We start from the raw sequence: 15007 nt of genomic DNA, 5'->3' as shown, positions 1-15007 counted from the left end.
CCGCTACTGTTCATCGTCTGTCACCTTCCACGAGACCGAGCTTTTGCAGCCTGGTTCGTCGGGTCATTTCGTCGGGATGCAACGCACCGTGTAGGCCCGGCCAATGCCCGGTCAGCTCCATTCGGCCGGTCAGCTCAAAACCCACCTGTTCGACCGCGGTGAGGGTCTGCGCCAGGCTGTTTTCGGGAGAAGATCTGATCGTGATGACGGACTGCCCGTCTTTGATGAGGTCGACTGACACCCCCTCGACTTCGGGTAGCCCCCATAGATGCTCGATCATTCGCGCGATGCACTCACCGCAGGTCAGTCCCCTGACGGTGTAACTCATCGTGCTAGTGGCCGCTGCAGCCATCTCGGTGTCCTCCAGCCTTGGAAATCGCGTCGTGCTCGCTCCTGGTCGGTTCAATGCTGAGCCGATTGGATCCCAGGAGCGTGTAGTGGCGGGTTAATGGCCGTGGCCACCGGGCATTGCGAACATCATCAGGCCCATCATCGCCACGCACAGCGCGCCAAACACGATCACTCCGGTGCCTGCGACCCCGGTCACCAGCAGGACCCCGACAAGAACGAGCATCGGGACACAACACGCGAGCATCATCCAACGATGACCGGAGCGTCCGGGCTTCGAGGGCTCGGGCGGGTAGTGCTCTTCCAGAGGCCCATCGCTGTAGGGGGAAGCCGACCCCGCAACGGGGGGCTGATCAGGGGGCGCGTCTAGTGGCTGGCGCCGTCGCTCCTGGGGTGATTGCTCGCTCATGAGGGGTGTCCTTTCCGAAGCGGGAGGCGGCCCAATTTTTTGTACAGTGGACAGTGCCCGGTCCCACCAGTGACGATCAGGTCCAGACCAGCCACGATCAACAACAGCTCCACGATCACCGCGCCCGTGGAGTCCGCCTGGCTGAGCAGAATTCCTCCGCCAACGACACCGAGAAGACCCAACACGATGCGAGCGCCCCTTTCGATAGGGGTGATGTTGATACTCCATCTCGCCTGCATCGTTTCCTCCTGGGTGCTCGATCCAGCCCCGAGTGCACGGGACCATTGATCGGTACACCCCCAATCTGCCAAGTGTTTGTGAAGGACGAACTGTCCTTCACGTGAAGGTTCGGTGAAGCCGGTACGGCGTGTGCCACAAGTGTGGGGAGATGCGCGCCTCAACGCGCTCAGCGGACGCGCGTCGTGCGGCCTGAATCGCGCTGGGTTGGTTGGAGTCTCTGGTGTGCTCTGTGTTCTCACTGGTGTTGGTGGTGTCGCACGGCGAGCCACTGGGCGAGGACGATGGCTAGGGCCACTAGCGCGGTGATGACGAGGGTGAACGGGTCCGATTGGCTCTTGGTGAGCAGGAAGGGCACCAGTACCGCGAGGTCAAGGATGATCGCGAGCAACGGGATCCAGGAGTTGGCGGCGACGTCGTTTTTGAGACGGCGGATGATCCCGAAGTGGATGGCAATGTCCATGGCCAAATACAAGATAGCGCCAAGGGAGGCGATCTGGGAGAGGTCGAAGAAGGCGGCCATCACGATCGCCAGCCCGGCGGTGATGTAGAGCGACTGATGTCCTGGCCGGCCGGGCAGGCCCGGGGCTTGGCCCATTTCTCGGAGCATGTCGTAGAGCTTCGAGACTGAGAATAGGCTCGCGATCAGTCCAGACAGTGTGGCGACCACCGCGATAAGCACGGTTATTCTCATGCCCCAGTCGCCGAACATCGGCTGGGCTGCTTCGGCCAGTGCGTAGTCGCGGGCCTCGATGATCTCTGGCACGGTCAGGCTCGCAGTGACTGCGACGGTGATCAATAGATAGAGCGCCGTGCACAGGGCGATGGAAATAATGATTGAGCGGCCGATATTGCGCTTGGGGTTCTTCAGATCCCCGCCGTGGTTGGTGATCGTGGTGAACCCCTTGTACGCCAGGATGCATAGGGTGACACCGGCGAGAAAGCCCACCCATCCCTGGTCTGGTGGCGTGCGTCCAGCGGCGGTAATGAGCCGGGGCAGGGAGGAGAGTCCCGCGGCGAGGATTCCCGCGATCGCCAGCACCGCGATGCCGACGATCTTGAGCGCTGCGGTGACCGTGGCAGAGCGCTCCACTAGTTGGTTGCCCACCAGGTTCACCAGTGCGGCGCCGGCGATGGCGAGGACGGCCAGCACCGGGACCCACACGTCGGAGTCCTGCATCCCGAACGGTCGCAGCATGTAGGTACCGAAGGTTCGGCCGAGAAGGGACTCGGCGAGGATCATCGACACGTACATGAACAGCGAAACCGAGCCAGCCACGACCCCGGGTCCATACGCGGCTTTGAGTTGCATCGCGATTCCGCCCGAGGAAGGGTTGGTGGCTGAGTAGCGGATGTAGGAGTAGGAGCTGAAGGCCACCACCACTGCCCCGGCAAGGAAGGCCCACGGCATCCACCCCCCGGCCAGCTCGGCGACCTGCCCTACCAGGGCGAAAATGCCCGCCCCGATCATCACCCCCGTCCCGAGCGCAACGGATCCAGTGAGGGTCAGTGAGTTCGAGGACTGGGCGCTGCGATCCATGCGGTACCGTACTTTCTTCTCGTCGGGCGGGGTTGGCGGTGTGCTTGCGGTCGGGTGCGCCGAGTTCAGCGGGCCAGGATCGTGCCCATCATGCCGAGGTCCTCGTGGTCGAGGATGTGACAGTGGTAGACGGTGCTGCCGACGATGTCGTCGAAGGCCACGCGGATGGTGACGCGGCCGAAGGCCGGAATGTTGACCACGTCCTGCCAGGTGGGTGACTCGCCGTCGTCGAGGACTTGCATGGGCCACACGTGCAGGTGCATTGGGTGGTCCATGGGGCTGGTGTTGGTCAGGGTCCATTCCTCCACAGTTCTGGCGCGGACCGTGATGTCGTTTCGGTCGGCGTCGAACTGTCGGCCGTTGATGGTGAACGACATCATCGATTCGGCTCCGCGCATCCCACGGCCCATGCCCATGCCCATGGCGAATTCCAGGGTTCGACGGGCAGTTACCGGTGCGGTGCGCAGGTCCCGCAGGGCCGGTCCTGCGGGCACGGGATCGGGTTCGTCCGCCGGGGGCCCAGTCACGTCCAGCGTGAGCAGACCGATCGGCTCGTCGTCCGCCGGGAACGCACCGGCCATGGGTCCGCCCATCATGCCAGGCATGGCGCCGCGGTCCACCGGGATGCTGAGCAGAGTGGAGGTGCCCTGGCGAGCGTCCACCAGGAGTTCGACTCTGTTTCCGGGAGCCAGCGTCACCTCGGTGAGGTCGACAGGTTCGGGTAGGCGGCCGGTGTCACGGCCGAGCAGGCGCAGAGACTGACCATCCAGGGTCAGGCGCAGGTAGCGGGACGGGCAGGCGTTGACGATCCGCCACTGCTCTCGCTCTCCCGGCGAAGCGGTGGCCCGGGGCCGAACCTGGCCGTTGACCATCACTATCTCGCCTTGACGGCCCATCATCTTCTCGGGCGGGGACGCGGCAGCCGGGTTGCCAGTGCCGTCGAGGGTGATGTCGGAGACGACCAAGGTGCGCTCACGGGACACCGGGACCGGCTCGGGGTCCTCAACAACGATCGCTCCGTAGAGTCCGGCCGCCAGTTGGTCAGCGACATGGCCGTGGTGGTGGGGGTGGTACCAGAAAGTCCCGGGCGGGTGGTCGTTTGGCAGGACGATTTCGTAGTCGAAGGACTCGCCGGGGGAGATGCTGACGAAGGGGTTGTCGCCATTGCCCTCGGGGGAGACGTGCAACCCGTGTACGTGCAGGTTGGTCGGGGTGTCGAGTTCGTTGGCAATCGCCACTCGGATCGTGTCTCCGCCCCGAACGCGCAGGGTGGGGCCTGGGAGTGTGCCGTTGAACGCCTGCACGTTTGCGTTTCGCCCGCCGATCTTGACCCGGGCGGGGGCGGCGACCAACTCCAGATCGAGCACACCGTCCCGACTGGCCACCACGTCCGGCTCGAGAAGGTCGTCACCACCGTCGGAGAAGCCACCACTGTTCGTGGTGTTGCCCTCACTGACGGTCCACCACAGGCCGGCCCCGCCCACGGCGGCGGTGCCGGCCCCTGCCAAACCCAGTGCGAGGAGCTGCCGTCGGGTCAGCTCGCTCACTGCCGTCCCTCGCCCAGAGTGTGTAGTCGCTCCCGGTACTCCTCGGTGGTTAGCTCTCCACGGGCGTAGCGTTCGTCCAGGATCTCTCGCGGCTGGCGCGGGCGTTCCCCGGTTTTGACATGCTCATGCCCTCCGGTCTGGCCCCGGCCGCCGGTGAACGCTTTCGCCAGGACGACGGTGACCACCACCGTGCCCAGAATGACCAAGAGCCAGAAGATCCACATCCAGCCCATTCCCGAACCCATCCCGTTGTTCCACATCATCGCGATCGTCCTTCGCTACTTCTCAGTCCCGAGCGTGTGGCCCGCCGGTGTCTGGGGGGTGGTGGCGCCGGGTGCGGGGCGTGGCGGTCGGTCTGGAGACCGTGGATCGGCATCGGCACCGAGGGTCTGGGTGTGGAGCAGCACGTGCAGGATTCAGCGATCGCTTCCAACGGAAGGTTACTGCGAGGCTGGATAGACATCTTCTCCTCTTCATATTCGTTGCTGGTGCTCACTGGAACACCTCCAATTATACCCCTATGGGGTATGTGGGGTAGGTGGTTGAACCCGGCTCACCCATCGATTGGTCCCTGGGTGTCTCACGCCTGGGGAGCGGTCCCTGTCAGGGCGACAATGAGGCAGAGCACGCTGGCCCAGAACACGCCCAGGCCAATGGCCACCACGGTTACACTCGCCCACTCCATACCGCGCCCCTGTCTTCCGGTCGAGTTCCACATTGGCCGGTACGCCCGCGTATTTGTGTGGAGATCAGGTGGAGGTCTGATCAAGAATTTCCGCTGGCGAGCTGACACTCAGGACAGGCTGGAACGATCGAGACCATGGTGGAGAACCCTCGTGCCCTCGAAGATGGGGGAAATTTGGGGAAGGGTGAGTTCGCAGAAACTACAGCTCGGCATCGTTTAGTGGCCCTTCATAGTGAAGGGCCCGTTTAGTGGAAGGTCTGCGTATTAGCTCCGGGCGTATTCGCGTCCACCGGCTGGTTGCACCAGATGTCGCGCACCATCTTGCGCACCTGCTGGCTGCCATTGTTCGTTTGTGCCGGTGGGGCCGCCAAAAACGAATCCGGCGAGACTCCCTCGTCCATGAACGTCGAATGTCAGGAAATTCAAACGTCGATCAATGACCACGGAAGAGTGTGCATTTTGGCTATTCCCGCGCTCGCCGGACGATTTTGGCCTGGCCTTTGGTCGAGGTCAGAATAGTGACTGGACCCCTCAGGCCTGATCGGCATTTCCGGCACGCCAGGTCTCCCACGGGATGTTCCAGTCGCCCAGTCCGTCGGTCCCAGGAAGTGTTGGTCCGACGGTATTGATGACTTCGACCACGTCGCCACGGTTGCTGTTGTTCTGGAACGACTTGGCGTAGGCGTCGGTGACATTGATACAGCCGTTACTGACGTTGGTGAAGCCCTGTTGTTCAACGGACCATGGGGCGGCATGGACGTAGATCCCGCTGTAGGACATCTGGGTGGCCCAGTTGACTGAAAGCCGGTAGCCGTCGGCCGAGTCGACCGGCACACCAAACGTCGATGAATCCATGATGAGCGATTCGTATCGGTCGCCGATGTAGTAGGTGCCGTTCGGGGTGGGTGTCGATGCCTTTCCTAGTGAGACCGGGCTACTGCTGACGACCTCGCCATTGATTCGGGTCGTCATTGTCTTGGTGTTGTCGTCGATCGTGGTGATGACCTCGTCGCCGATCGTGAAGTTGCTGTTTGCGTCCTGGGCTCCGTAAAGGCCTTCGCCCATATCGGTGCCGTAGATGTTGACGTCGACGTCGACCTCGGTGCCCGGTGCCCAGAATTCGGCGGGGCGCCAGCGAACCTCCGAGGGCGACACCCAGTAGAAGGCTCCTTCGACGGCGGGGGTCGTGGTGACCTCGATGGCGTCCTGGACGGCCTTACGGTCGCCGACGGCGGACTCGAAACGCACCGCGACCGGCTGCGCGATACCTACCGTGTGGCCCTGACCGGTCACCAGGCTCGCGCTGGTGGTCGAGTTCGGGACCACGGTGCTGAACGAGGACGAGTCTGTAATCGTCTCACCGTCGTCGTTAGTAGCGCTCGCCTCGATCGAGTAATCCCGGTTGTAGCCCAGAGTCTCGGTGGTGCGCCACTGGGAGCGTTCCGCGTTGAACTCGCCTTCGACCTCGCGGCCTTCTTCGTTTGTGACCGTGACATCGTCGAACGCACCGTCTGTCACATCCAAGACGATCGGTTCCCGCGGCGTCGCGGCCACTGTCCCATCTTCGAACGAGGTGTGAATGACGGCCGCAGCGGCGGGGGCTTCTTTCGGTGCAGCGGCCGTCGAGGCGTCCTCGGTGTCCCCGATCGTGCACGCGCTCAGTCCTACTGCGGCCACCAAGGCCACCGCGACCGAGGCAAGCCGTTTCGCCGGTGTGCGCTCTGGTGCGGCTCCGCCTGCGAGCATCGCTTCTTTCCTCACCACTTCTCCCTCGAGTTCGTATGCGTTCTGACCGGTAGTTTCCATTCCGTCTTCGGTCGGCCTTGGTTTGCGCCGCCGACGACGTTTCAGGGAATCGTTAATGTATGAAATGACCGTCCATCAGCAGCGTAGGCAGTGTCCTGGTCCGCGGCGATGATGGCTTCGACATCACCGACAACTGGTCCCTGCTGCCACTCATCGTCGTTGACGTTCTTGCGCCAGGCGGTGCCGTCGGTATCGATCCCCCAGAGGGTGCCGTCTTCGGCTGCAGATATCAGCAGGAGTTCGGGAGCAGCTGGTACTGATGCGAATGTGCGCCCGATGTCGGTGCTGAGTTGTAGGCCTTCTGCGGTTGTGGCCCAGATGCCCTCGTCGGTAATCGCCAATGCTCTCGCGGCTATCTCGATGCCGTCGGTCCAACTGACGCCCGAGTCGGTGGACGTTCGAATTCCGTTGGCGGTGTCGAATCCGACAAGGGTGTTTCCGTCAGTGGTCAGGGCGTGAAAGTCGACTTCGCCGGAGAGGGATTTCGTCGCCCACGACTGGCCGCCGTCGACACTCTCGATGAGTCCGAGAGGATTGGGGGCGGAGCTTGACGGGCCAGGATGGCCCGAGGCGTAGAGGTTATCCGTCCCGGGCGCGCCTGTGAGCCCCATGAAGTCGTCGTCGGCGTCGCCGACGCGGGTGGTCGCGCCATCGGGGTTGAGGACGAAAAGCCCCGTATGCGTGCCGGCCAGCACCCTGCCCTCAGCATCGAGGTGGAGTCCGTGCACATGGTCAAGCGCGGGTGTTAATGCGGTGCCGGCCGTCGATGAGGCGTCCCCGGATTCGGGTGCTGGCGTCTGCTGCGGGCTCGAACACGCGGTCGCGATGAGAGCCGATGCAAGGATGGCTATTGAGGCCCAGGCCCGCTTTCGGTGCGAAAGCATGAATGCGTATCTCGTTTCTGGCAGGGACAAGAAAATGTGTTGATGCCCAGACGGTCTCCGGCGGGGTCGGACTGCCATCGACCCCGCCGGGTATACAAGGCTTCGTTTTCTACATGGGGTCAAGCAACTGCCGCATGGTGTCGATTTCCTGCTGCTGGGTGTCGATGATGGTTTGCGCCAGATCGACAGCCGGCGGGTACGTGCCGTTCTCCACCTGGTCTTCGGCCATGGCCACGGCACCTTCGTGGTGGGCGATCATCTGGTTAAGGAACAACTCGGCAGCCTCAGGGCCGGGAGCGTCGGACAACTGCTGCAGTTCCTCATCGGAGAGCATGCCCTCCATCTGCGCCATGTCATGGTCACCGCCCATGTCCATGTCCATGCCTTCGGGCTGCGTCGGCTCGCCCCACTGCTCAAGCCAGTCGGTCAGCTGCGCGATCTCGGGCCCCTGGGCCGCCTTGATCTCCTCGGCCAGCGAGGTGACGTCGGCGGGGACATCATCCTTGGACAAGATGATGTCGCTCATCTCGATGGCTTGCTCATGGTGGGGGATCATCATCTGGGCGAACATCACGTCAGCCTCGGAATGCTGAGCTGATTCCTCTGCCTGCTCGGTGGTCGAACTCCCGCTGGTCGCAGTGGTCTCGACGGCGGTCGTGGTCTCGCTGGCCGTGTCGGTCTCGTCGCTGGTGCAGGCGGACAGCCCCAGCAGGACCGCGGCGGCAGCGGCGGTCATCACAAGCTTCTTTCGATTCATCTGGGTTCCCTTTCTTCTGCGGACTTTCGGGCCCGCGAGTGGATCACCTTGCCGGTCAGGCGAGGTAAGACAGAGTGGTCATCATCCCGGCCTCTTGGTGATAGGCGTTGTGGCAGTGCAACGCCCACTGGCCAGGATTATCGGTGTCGAACTCGATCTCAATGGTGCGCATCGGCCGAATCGTGACGGTATCCTTGCGAAGCCCGCTGTCCGCGAGCGCGAACGTATGTCCGTGCAGGTGCATCGGGTGGAACATGTCGGACATGTTCCGCATCCGCATCCGCACCCGCTCCCCACTGTTGACCTCCAGCGGCGCCGAATCCGGGTGGACTTGGCTGTTGAGGGTCCACCGGTACGGCGACATCGTCCCGCCCAGGTCAACACTGTGGTACCGATCATGACTTTGGCTAGACAGACGTACTGCCTCGCTGGGGGATAAGTCGGTACCCAATAGCGGACGCCGGTCCACTTCGACTGGTCGGGAATTCGTCGGGAGATCGCCCGCTGCTGTACGTACAAGGGCCTGCGCGTGGCCATCCTTGCCTTCGGGCTGAGCGAACAACGGGAACACGCCGTCGCCGAGCGTGACCACAACATCGAACCGTTCACCCATACCGATCAGAAGAGAATCGGTGTCCTCGGGAAGCACGGGAAAGCCGTCAGTGTGAGTGACGGTCATCCGGTGCCCGCCAAGCGCGACCCGGAACGCGGTGTCGGCGCCGGCATTGACGAACCGGATGCGCACGCGTTGGCCCCGCGACGCTCTCCAAACGTAGGGGTCGACAGGGAGTCGACCATTGATCAGAAAGTGCGGGTAGGTGACATCCCCGGCGCTGCCGAGGATGGGGGACATCATCGACCCCTCACCCCCGTGCATGTCCATCATGTCGTGGTCCATCCCCTGCATCCCGGCATCTGCGGTGTCGGCACCGATGCCCAGATCACGGGCGACATCGTCGGGAGTCCGACCGGTCCCGTCGACCCAGTCGTCAAGGACCACGAGCCATTCATGGTCGTAGTCGCCGGGCTCGCCCGGATCATCGATGATCACCACTCCGTACAAGCCCCGATCGAGTTGCAGACCCGAATGTGAGTGGTAGAAGTACGTGCCCGGGTCTGGGGCGGTGAAGTCGTAGGTGAACGTGGTGCCTGGTGCGATCGGGTCCTGCGTCAACCCGGGAACCCCGTCCATGTCGTTGCTCATGGCGATCCCGTGCCAGTGCACGCTGGTCTCCTGGGGCAGCTGGTTGTCCACGGTGATCTGCAGCCGCTCTCCAGCTTGGGCCCGCACCAGTGGGCCTGGCAATTGTTGGTCGTATCCCCACGTTGAGACGACTCGGCCACCCAGATCAACGTCGACCGGACGGGGGGTCAACTGCGCAGATACCACCGTTTGGCCGGGGGAGCGTCGCTCCTGCTCAAGCCGCTTCACGAGATCTGACGAGGCTCCCACGGGACTGCCCGTGGCTGCTCCGGAACCAGAACATGCAGTCAGAGCGCCGGCGCCGGCGAGAAGCGATCCGGCCAAGAAAGACCGGCGGGAGACCAGCACGCGCGGCGCACGTCTTAGCGCACCTGCCCGCCCCGTGGCGTCAGCGTTCATCATGATCGGCGTTTCGCGAAGTCGCGGTCCCTACGTGAGATCCGAAAGAGATACCGGAAGAGACGACCCCAGTAGCAGGAGAGTGAGACCCGCGTAGGTGCCGATGCCCTCCGAAAAGACTGGTCGTCAAGGCCAGAACCATCGCCCAGAAACCGAGTACGAACGCGATCAACAGGACGATGTCGATCCAGTTCATACCGTAAAACCACCCCATCAGACTCAACTCCTTGCCTGTATTAGAAACTCGATTCTGCGGGGCGAAATGCGAGATCTGGGTCATCGTTTCGTCAAGATCCGATCAAGGTTCTTTTCGGACAGACAGACTCGACTCGAGTTAGGAGAGACCATCGGAGCACTGTCAGATCGGCAAAGTGGTGTCTGAGACGGCGAAGTCGCGGAGCCAGTACACGAACTGCGTCCATATGCCGCTGAGCAGCAAGATTCCGACGACAATGAGCATGATGCCGCCGACGATCTGAATCGTTCGCGTGTGTCGTTGCAGCCAGCCCACCGTGCGGATGGCTCTCGTCGAACCGAAGGCCACCACGATAAAAGGCAGTCCGAGCCCCAGGCAGTACGCCACGATGAGCAGTACTCCGCGTGCGGCGTCGAGTCCGGTTCCGGCGGCCACCGACAACGCCGCTGCCAGCGTCGGTCCGAGACACGGCGTCCATCCCAGGGCGAAGACGGCGCCAAGTAGCGGCGCGCCCGCCCAGGTGGAAAGCGCTTTCGGCTGCATTCGAGTGTCCCTCTGGAGGGCGGGTATGGCCCCGATGAACACCAGACCCATCAAGATGGTCACCACACCGCCGAGCCGCTGCAGCAATTCTTGCTGGGGGGCGAGGTATTGCACGGTGCCCAGCACCATCGCCGACAGCAGCACGAAGACCACCGTGAATCCAGCAACGAATAGCACCGCGGCGAGGACGACTCGTCGTCGCGATGACACCCGCTGACGCTGCTGTTCAAGAGTGAGCGTGCTGGCTTCGGCGCGGCGTTGCTCGGCGGCCTGCACGGTCACCGCCGGGCGCTCTGCACCCACGATGCTGGCCATATATGCCAGATACCCGGGCACGAGCGGGACTACGCACGGCGAGGCGAACGAGACGAGTCCCGCAAGGACACATGCTCCCAACGCGAGAAGTAGAGGCCCGGAAGCAGCTGTTTGTTGGAACGTCTGGCCAATGGATTGCGCGATCAGCACCGTGTTCATGCAGCGTCGCTTTCAGCAGGCTCGGCCAGCAGTCTCTCGATGACCGGCTCCAACTGGGTGTCGGTGACCTCTGCTAGATATACCGCAGCGACTCGGTGCTGTTTGTCGAGAATCAGTGTCGCTGGCACCACCGAGGTGGGGAAACCATGTAGCGCTGCCACCGCGGCCTGCGATGGGTCCCAAATTGAGGGATAGGTGACCCCGTTGTCCTTGATGAAGTCGACAGGCTTTTGCCGATTCGGGTCGCGCAAGTTGACGCCGAGATTGGTGAACCCTTGCGCCTGGTACTTGTCCTGTAGTCGCTGCAGGTCGTCGGTTTCCGTCCGGCAGGGAGCACACCACTGACCCCACAGGTTGATCAGCACCACCTCGCCAGGAAAGTCTGCGACCGCCACAGTGGCCTCCGGATCTACTACTTCCGGGCCAGACATCGGCGCGATCTTCTGGCGGTCCGCCGGCGGATCATAGAAGATCTCAATCTGGCCGCCCGGGCTGACAAAATCGAACGTCTCACCTGAAGCGACGGCATCAGTGCCGCTAGCGCAGCCAGTAAGTACAAGCGAACTCACCACCACTGCGGCCAGTTGGCATCTTGCCCGTCTGCCCCAGCTACCGGGCTGCGCACCCTTGCCGAACACATTCGTCGTCATCACAGCATCAGCACCACTCTTGCATGCACAGTCACACCGGACGATTGTGCCGCCCCTACCCCATTGGTTCGGTCGGGGTTCGATGAAGGTCTGATCAAGATTCCCAAGAGAAGCTGTGGGCACCGCGAGACCGATGCACAGTGTGCAGCTGACACGAGAACCGGATTCCGAGTGCAAAAAAGGAGACCCCCATGGCGCATGGGCATGGTGGACACGGGCAGGTGCAGGCTCGTGGGTGGGGCATGGCTATCTCGGCTTGGCTGACGGGAATCTACTTCGTCATCGAGTTGGCGATCGGGCTGTGGACCGGCTCGGTTGCGGTGATCTCGGACGCTTTTCACACCTTCTCGGCGGTCGGTGGTGTCCTAGTCGCCATCTTCGCTGCTCGACTCGCCCGCCGCCCCGCAGACGAAAATCGCAGCTTTGGCTGGTACCGCGCCGAGATCGTAGGCGCGCTGGTCAATGGCGGTTTCCTGCTAATCATGGCGATGGTGGTGATCGTGATGGCTGCCATGCGCATGAATGCTCCGGTTGACCTGCCCACGACGCCCATGCTGTGGGCAGCCGCGGGAGGCTTGCTTACCGAAATCGTTGCCCTGAGCCTGATCTGGAAACAAAGCCGCAGCGACATGAACGTTCGTGGCGCGTTGTGGCACATCATCCAGACCTTCGTCGGCAGCCTGCTCATCATCGTCACCGCACTAGTGATCAAGTTCACCGGGTTCTTGCTGATCGATCCGCTGCTCGGTTTGGCGTTCGGCTTCGTGCTTGTATGGGCAAGCTGGAGCATCCTGCGCGACGCCACCCATCTGCTCATGGAGGGCACACCCGACGAGGTCTACCTGTCTGACGTGACTGAAGACCTGGCAGCGATAGATGGGGTGGAAGACGTCCATCATGCCCATGCTTGGGCACTAACCAGTGGACGTTTCGTGTTCTCCGGCCACCTGCGCACCTCCGCAAGCGCCGATCCGCAGATCGTTCTCCAATCCGCCTCCAACTTGCTTCAGGATCGGTACGGCTTCTTCTTTTCTACTGTGCAGGTGGAGACCGACTGTCCCGATGAGTCTGCGGCAGCAGCGATCGACATCACACGTGCGGCGGGTACGAGGAGGGGGCAGGAGTAAGGACCTTGATCCTGCTTGCGTTGATCGCGGTTTAGTCACCCGGGACGATTGCGGGGTGGCTCCGGCCGGCCCGCGTTCGAACCAAAAATCACGTCGGGGTAACGGTCGGGCGATGCCGTAGATGAATAACAAATGGCGTATGAACTGCTGATTTCTGGATTCTCAGGAAACTCTCCGTGACAGGACGATATGCAACTGTTACCTTTTCGGGAGTCTCCAGTGGTCGTCGGTATGAAGCTGCGACCATCGCTTAAGTTGAAGGAATCAATCATGTCGAGCTCCTCCAAGAGCGTTCCGTTCGCCGATCTCATGGACTCGCTTGGTGTGGGCCACCGCATCTCTGCTGGTGGGCGTCATCGCGCCAACCGATCCAGGGGAGTGGGCCGGATCGCCGCCACCACGCTGGCTGGCGCCGCAATCGCCGGTGGCGCGGCGCTTAGTGTCGCCCCTGTGGCCGCTGCCCAATCGTCTGATCCCGAGCACGTCGGACAGATGGTCGAAGAGGCTGCCGCCCGCTATGGCATCGGAGCTGACGCGGTCCGCCAGTATGCAAGTCAGGCCCCCGGGCTGAGCCAGGCGCTCGGATTCGATACTGCTCAGTCGTCGTCTTCGGCGTTTTCGGTCGCCAGCCAAGCTCACAGGCCGACTGATGGAACGATCACCTCTGGCTTCGGCTCGCGGTGGGGCGCTAACCACAATGGCACCGACATCGCTGCGCCGATCGGCACACCCTTGTATGCAGCCAAGTCCGGCACGGTCGTGGCCTCCGGCCCCGCTTCCGGTTATGGGTTATGGATTCGCATCAAGACCGATGACGGCTATCTCTTGGAGTATGGCCACAACAATGCCAACTACGTCACCGAAGGCCAGCAGGTCACCGCCGGCCAGGTGATCGGTGAAGTCGGTAACCGTGGCTACTCGACTGGTCCGCATGTGCACTTCGGCGTACAGAATCCCGCCGGCCAGTGGATCGACTCGGTGTCATGGTTGGCCGCGAACGGCGTCGTCATCTGAGGACGTAGACAACGACCTGCTGCTCGACACTTCCGATCCAGGCCCGGATGCCACAATTCGGCACGCAACACGCTGATCTCGCCGGATCGGAACCATCCCTGCCGACAGTGGCGGGAGGCGGGCACGATTAATGATCGCCGGAGCTGGTGCCGACAGGAGGGCCCCGATGCCGACCGTCTTGCCATCACCGCCTACCGTGAACGGCGTGCAGAGGGTCTTTCGCGTGATGACGCCGGGGTGGTTGATTTCCTTCATCGCCGTCGCACTGTTCGTCTATACGTGCTTCACACTGTTGGCGCCATGGCAGTTAGGCAAGAACGAGGATTTGAAGACGCGCAATTCCCAACTTCTTCACAGCGTCGAAGCCGATCCAGTGCCGTTGACGGAATTGACGGCGCGGGACGCGCCGTTGGACGAATCCGAGTGGCATCGGGTCACAGTAACCGGTCGCTATCTGCCCGAAGACGAAGTGCTCTTGCGGCAGCAAGCTGTCGACGGGGAACAGGTTTACCAAGTTCTCACCGCATTTCGGACCGAGGGCGGCGATGATCTGCTTATTAATCGTGGATGGGTTCGCGTTGGCGAGAACAACACGGTGCCGACCTACCCGGCCGCGGTAGCCGATCCAGTGACCATCACCGCCAGGCTCAGAATGCCCACCGACACCCCGGCCGAACCGATAGTTCTGCACGATCGTCACATGGTGCGCTCCATTGAAACCTCGACGATCGGTCGGGTTCTGGATCTCGATCTTGCTGGCTATCATCTCCAGCTCCCCGGAGGTCAACCAGGATCACTCGAGCCAACTCCGATACCGGAAGTCGAGGCGGGTTCGTACCTGTCCTATGGGCTTCAATGGCTTGCATTCGGAGTTCTAGCGCCAATTGGGCTTGGCTACTTTCTGTGGAGTGAAATCCGGGAGCGGCGCCGCCAACGTAGCCAGGGCAACGACGAGCAAGGCAGCCTAGGCGACGGTGCTGTGGGACCTGGTGACAGGGATATCGATCCTGATGTCGTATCCGGTCATATTGCTGAGGTGGATGCGGCCACGGAGGCAGTGGCCCATGACCGCCTCGTAACGATGACCGTTCGTGATCGCTACGGCACCAGATTTGAGGCTGAACGCCGACGGCGTCTACGTCCGAGAAATAGGCTCGATTACTGAGTCCAATCCTCGAGCTGGCTCT

The 15007-nt window shown here is 62.4% G+C and carries 16 protein-coding genes; 3 read left to right on the top strand and 13 right to left on the bottom strand.

Translation table 11 applies throughout. The features are described from left to right. Positions 1-10: 10 nt before the first annotated feature. From NJE57_RS03870 to NJE57_RS03810, 13 genes are all read right to left on the bottom strand, one after another. Entirely contained in the window at positions 11-328 is a 318-nt protein-coding gene (locus tag NJE57_RS03870) for a heavy-metal-associated domain-containing protein (RefSeq protein WP_119193468.1), read from the bottom strand. A 117-nt stretch (positions 329-445) separates the two neighbouring features. Beyond that, positions 446-574 (bottom strand): hypothetical protein, encoded by a 129-nt coding sequence (locus tag NJE57_RS03865; protein ID WP_256385638.1) that lies wholly within the window; start codon positions 572-574, stop codon positions 446-448. Between the two features lie 179 nt (positions 575-753). Beyond that, complete coding sequence (locus NJE57_RS03860; protein ID WP_076599981.1) at positions 754-996, bottom strand: DUF2892 domain-containing protein; 243 nt, start codon at positions 994-996, stop codon at positions 754-756. A gap of 236 nt (positions 997-1232) precedes the next feature. Then, a complete protein-coding gene (locus NJE57_RS03855; RefSeq protein WP_096905123.1) occupies positions 1233-2534 on the bottom strand; it encodes an APC family permease in 1302 nt (433 codons plus the stop codon). 65 nt (positions 2535-2599) lie between these two features. Then, entirely contained in the window at positions 2600-4081 is a 1482-nt protein-coding gene (locus NJE57_RS03850; RefSeq protein WP_319026997.1) for a multicopper oxidase family protein, read from the bottom strand. Next, entirely contained in the window at positions 4078-4344 is a 267-nt protein-coding gene (locus NJE57_RS03845) for an SHOCT domain-containing protein (protein WP_003862069.1), read from the bottom strand. Before NJE57_RS03845 ends, NJE57_RS03850 begins: the two co-directional genes overlap by 4 nt. 667 nt (positions 4345-5011) lie before the next feature. Beyond that, positions 5012-5167 carry a hypothetical protein gene (locus NJE57_RS03840; RefSeq protein WP_156523497.1) on the bottom strand — a complete coding sequence of 52 codons (156 nt, stop codon included), beginning with the start codon at positions 5165-5167 and terminating at the stop codon, positions 5012-5014. A 130-nt stretch (positions 5168-5297) separates the two neighbouring features. Beyond that, positions 5298-6572, bottom strand: coding sequence for a L,D-transpeptidase (locus NJE57_RS03835; protein ID WP_181694399.1), 1275 nt, complete (start codon positions 6570-6572; stop codon positions 5298-5300). A 41-nt stretch (positions 6573-6613) separates the two neighbouring features. Then, positions 6614-7456: a F510_1955 family glycosylhydrolase gene (locus NJE57_RS03830; RefSeq protein ID WP_319026995.1), complete on the bottom strand. Its 843-nt coding sequence runs from the start codon at positions 7454-7456 to the stop codon at positions 6614-6616. A 109-nt stretch (positions 7457-7565) separates the two neighbouring features. Continuing rightward, positions 7566-8213: a DUF305 domain-containing protein gene (locus NJE57_RS03825; RefSeq protein WP_319026994.1), complete on the bottom strand. Its 648-nt coding sequence runs from the start codon at positions 8211-8213 to the stop codon at positions 7566-7568. Positions 8214-8268: 55 nt separating this feature from the next. Then, positions 8269-9816: a multicopper oxidase family protein gene (locus NJE57_RS03820; protein WP_319027100.1), complete on the bottom strand. Its 1548-nt coding sequence runs from the start codon at positions 9814-9816 to the stop codon at positions 8269-8271. Positions 9817-10174: 358 nt separating this feature from the next. Then, positions 10175-11029: a cytochrome c biogenesis CcdA family protein gene (locus NJE57_RS03815; protein WP_043568439.1), complete on the bottom strand. Its 855-nt coding sequence runs from the start codon at positions 11027-11029 to the stop codon at positions 10175-10177. After that, on the bottom strand, positions 11026-11679 hold the full coding sequence (locus tag NJE57_RS03810; protein WP_154828163.1) for a TlpA disulfide reductase family protein: 654 nt from the start codon (positions 11677-11679) through the stop codon (positions 11026-11028). Before NJE57_RS03810 ends, NJE57_RS03815 begins: the two co-directional genes overlap by 4 nt. 191 nt (positions 11680-11870) lie before the next feature. Between NJE57_RS03810 and NJE57_RS03805 the strand changes: the two genes are divergently transcribed. From NJE57_RS03805 to NJE57_RS03795, 3 genes are all read left to right on the top strand, one after another. Next, positions 11871-12806 (top strand): cation diffusion facilitator family transporter, encoded by a 936-nt coding sequence (locus NJE57_RS03805; protein WP_095719382.1) that lies wholly within the window; start codon positions 11871-11873, stop codon positions 12804-12806. 270 nt (positions 12807-13076) lie between these two features. Further along, on the top strand, positions 13077-13820 hold the full coding sequence (locus NJE57_RS03800) for a M23 family metallopeptidase (protein WP_081615259.1): 744 nt from the start codon (positions 13077-13079) through the stop codon (positions 13818-13820). A 166-nt stretch (positions 13821-13986) separates the two neighbouring features. Further along, the gene (locus NJE57_RS03795) at positions 13987-14985 is read left to right on the top strand and encodes an SURF1 family protein (RefSeq protein ID WP_187352351.1); all 999 of its coding nucleotides are present in this window, start codon (positions 13987-13989) and stop codon (positions 14983-14985) included. Positions 14986-15007 lie beyond the last annotated feature (22 nt).

Origin of the sequence: Dietzia sp. PP-33, assembly GCF_033790845.1 — a bacterium.
In the GTDB taxonomy this organism is placed as follows: domain Bacteria; phylum Actinomycetota; class Actinomycetes; order Mycobacteriales; family Mycobacteriaceae; genus Dietzia.
The sequence above is the reverse complement of the archived record's forward strand: the minus strand, read 5'-3'. Positions and strand labels throughout refer to the sequence as shown.

Excerpts from the sequence above, each read along its gene's own strand:
- NJE57_RS03835 (WP_181694399.1), bottom strand. The coding sequence starts at position 6,572 with ATGGAAACTACCGGTCAGAACGCATACGAACTCGAGGGAGAAGTGGTG.
- NJE57_RS03815 (WP_043568439.1), bottom strand. The coding sequence starts at position 11,029 with ATGAACACGGTGCTGATCGCGCAATCCATTGGCCAGACGTTCCAACAA.
- NJE57_RS03800 (WP_081615259.1), top strand. The coding sequence starts at position 13,077 with ATGTCGAGCTCCTCCAAGAGCGTTCCGTTCGCCGATCTCATGGACTCG.
- NJE57_RS03795 (WP_187352351.1), top strand. The coding sequence starts at position 13,987 with ATGCCGACCGTCTTGCCATCACCGCCTACCGTGAACGGCGTGCAGAGG.
- NJE57_RS03840 (WP_156523497.1), bottom strand. The coding sequence starts at position 5,167 with ATGGACGAGGGAGTCTCGCCGGATTCGTTTTTGGCGGCCCCACCGGCA.
- NJE57_RS03810 (WP_154828163.1), bottom strand. The coding sequence starts at position 11,679 with ATGACGACGAATGTGTTCGGCAAGGGTGCGCAGCCCGGTAGCTGGGGC.
- NJE57_RS03805 (WP_095719382.1), top strand. The coding sequence starts at position 11,871 with ATGGCGCATGGGCATGGTGGACACGGGCAGGTGCAGGCTCGTGGGTGG.
- NJE57_RS03825 (WP_319026994.1), bottom strand. The coding sequence starts at position 8,213 with ATGAATCGAAAGAAGCTTGTGATGACCGCCGCTGCCGCCGCGGTCCTG.
- NJE57_RS03865 (WP_256385638.1), bottom strand. The coding sequence starts at position 574 with ATGCTCGTTCTTGTCGGGGTCCTGCTGGTGACCGGGGTCGCAGGCACC.
- NJE57_RS03870 (WP_119193468.1), bottom strand. The coding sequence starts at position 328 with ATGAGTTACACCGTCAGGGGACTGACCTGCGGTGAGTGCATCGCGCGA.
- NJE57_RS03855 (WP_096905123.1), bottom strand. The coding sequence starts at position 2,534 with ATGGATCGCAGCGCCCAGTCCTCGAACTCACTGACCCTCACTGGATCC.
- NJE57_RS03860 (WP_076599981.1), bottom strand. The coding sequence starts at position 996 with ATGCAGGCGAGATGGAGTATCAACATCACCCCTATCGAAAGGGGCGCT.
- NJE57_RS03845 (WP_003862069.1), bottom strand. The coding sequence starts at position 4,344 with ATGATGTGGAACAACGGGATGGGTTCGGGAATGGGCTGGATGTGGATC.
- NJE57_RS03820 (WP_319027100.1), bottom strand. The coding sequence starts at position 9,816 with ATGAACGCTGACGCCACGGGGCGGGCAGGTGCGCTAAGACGTGCGCCG.
- NJE57_RS03830 (WP_319026995.1), bottom strand. The coding sequence starts at position 7,456 with ATGCTTTCGCACCGAAAGCGGGCCTGGGCCTCAATAGCCATCCTTGCA.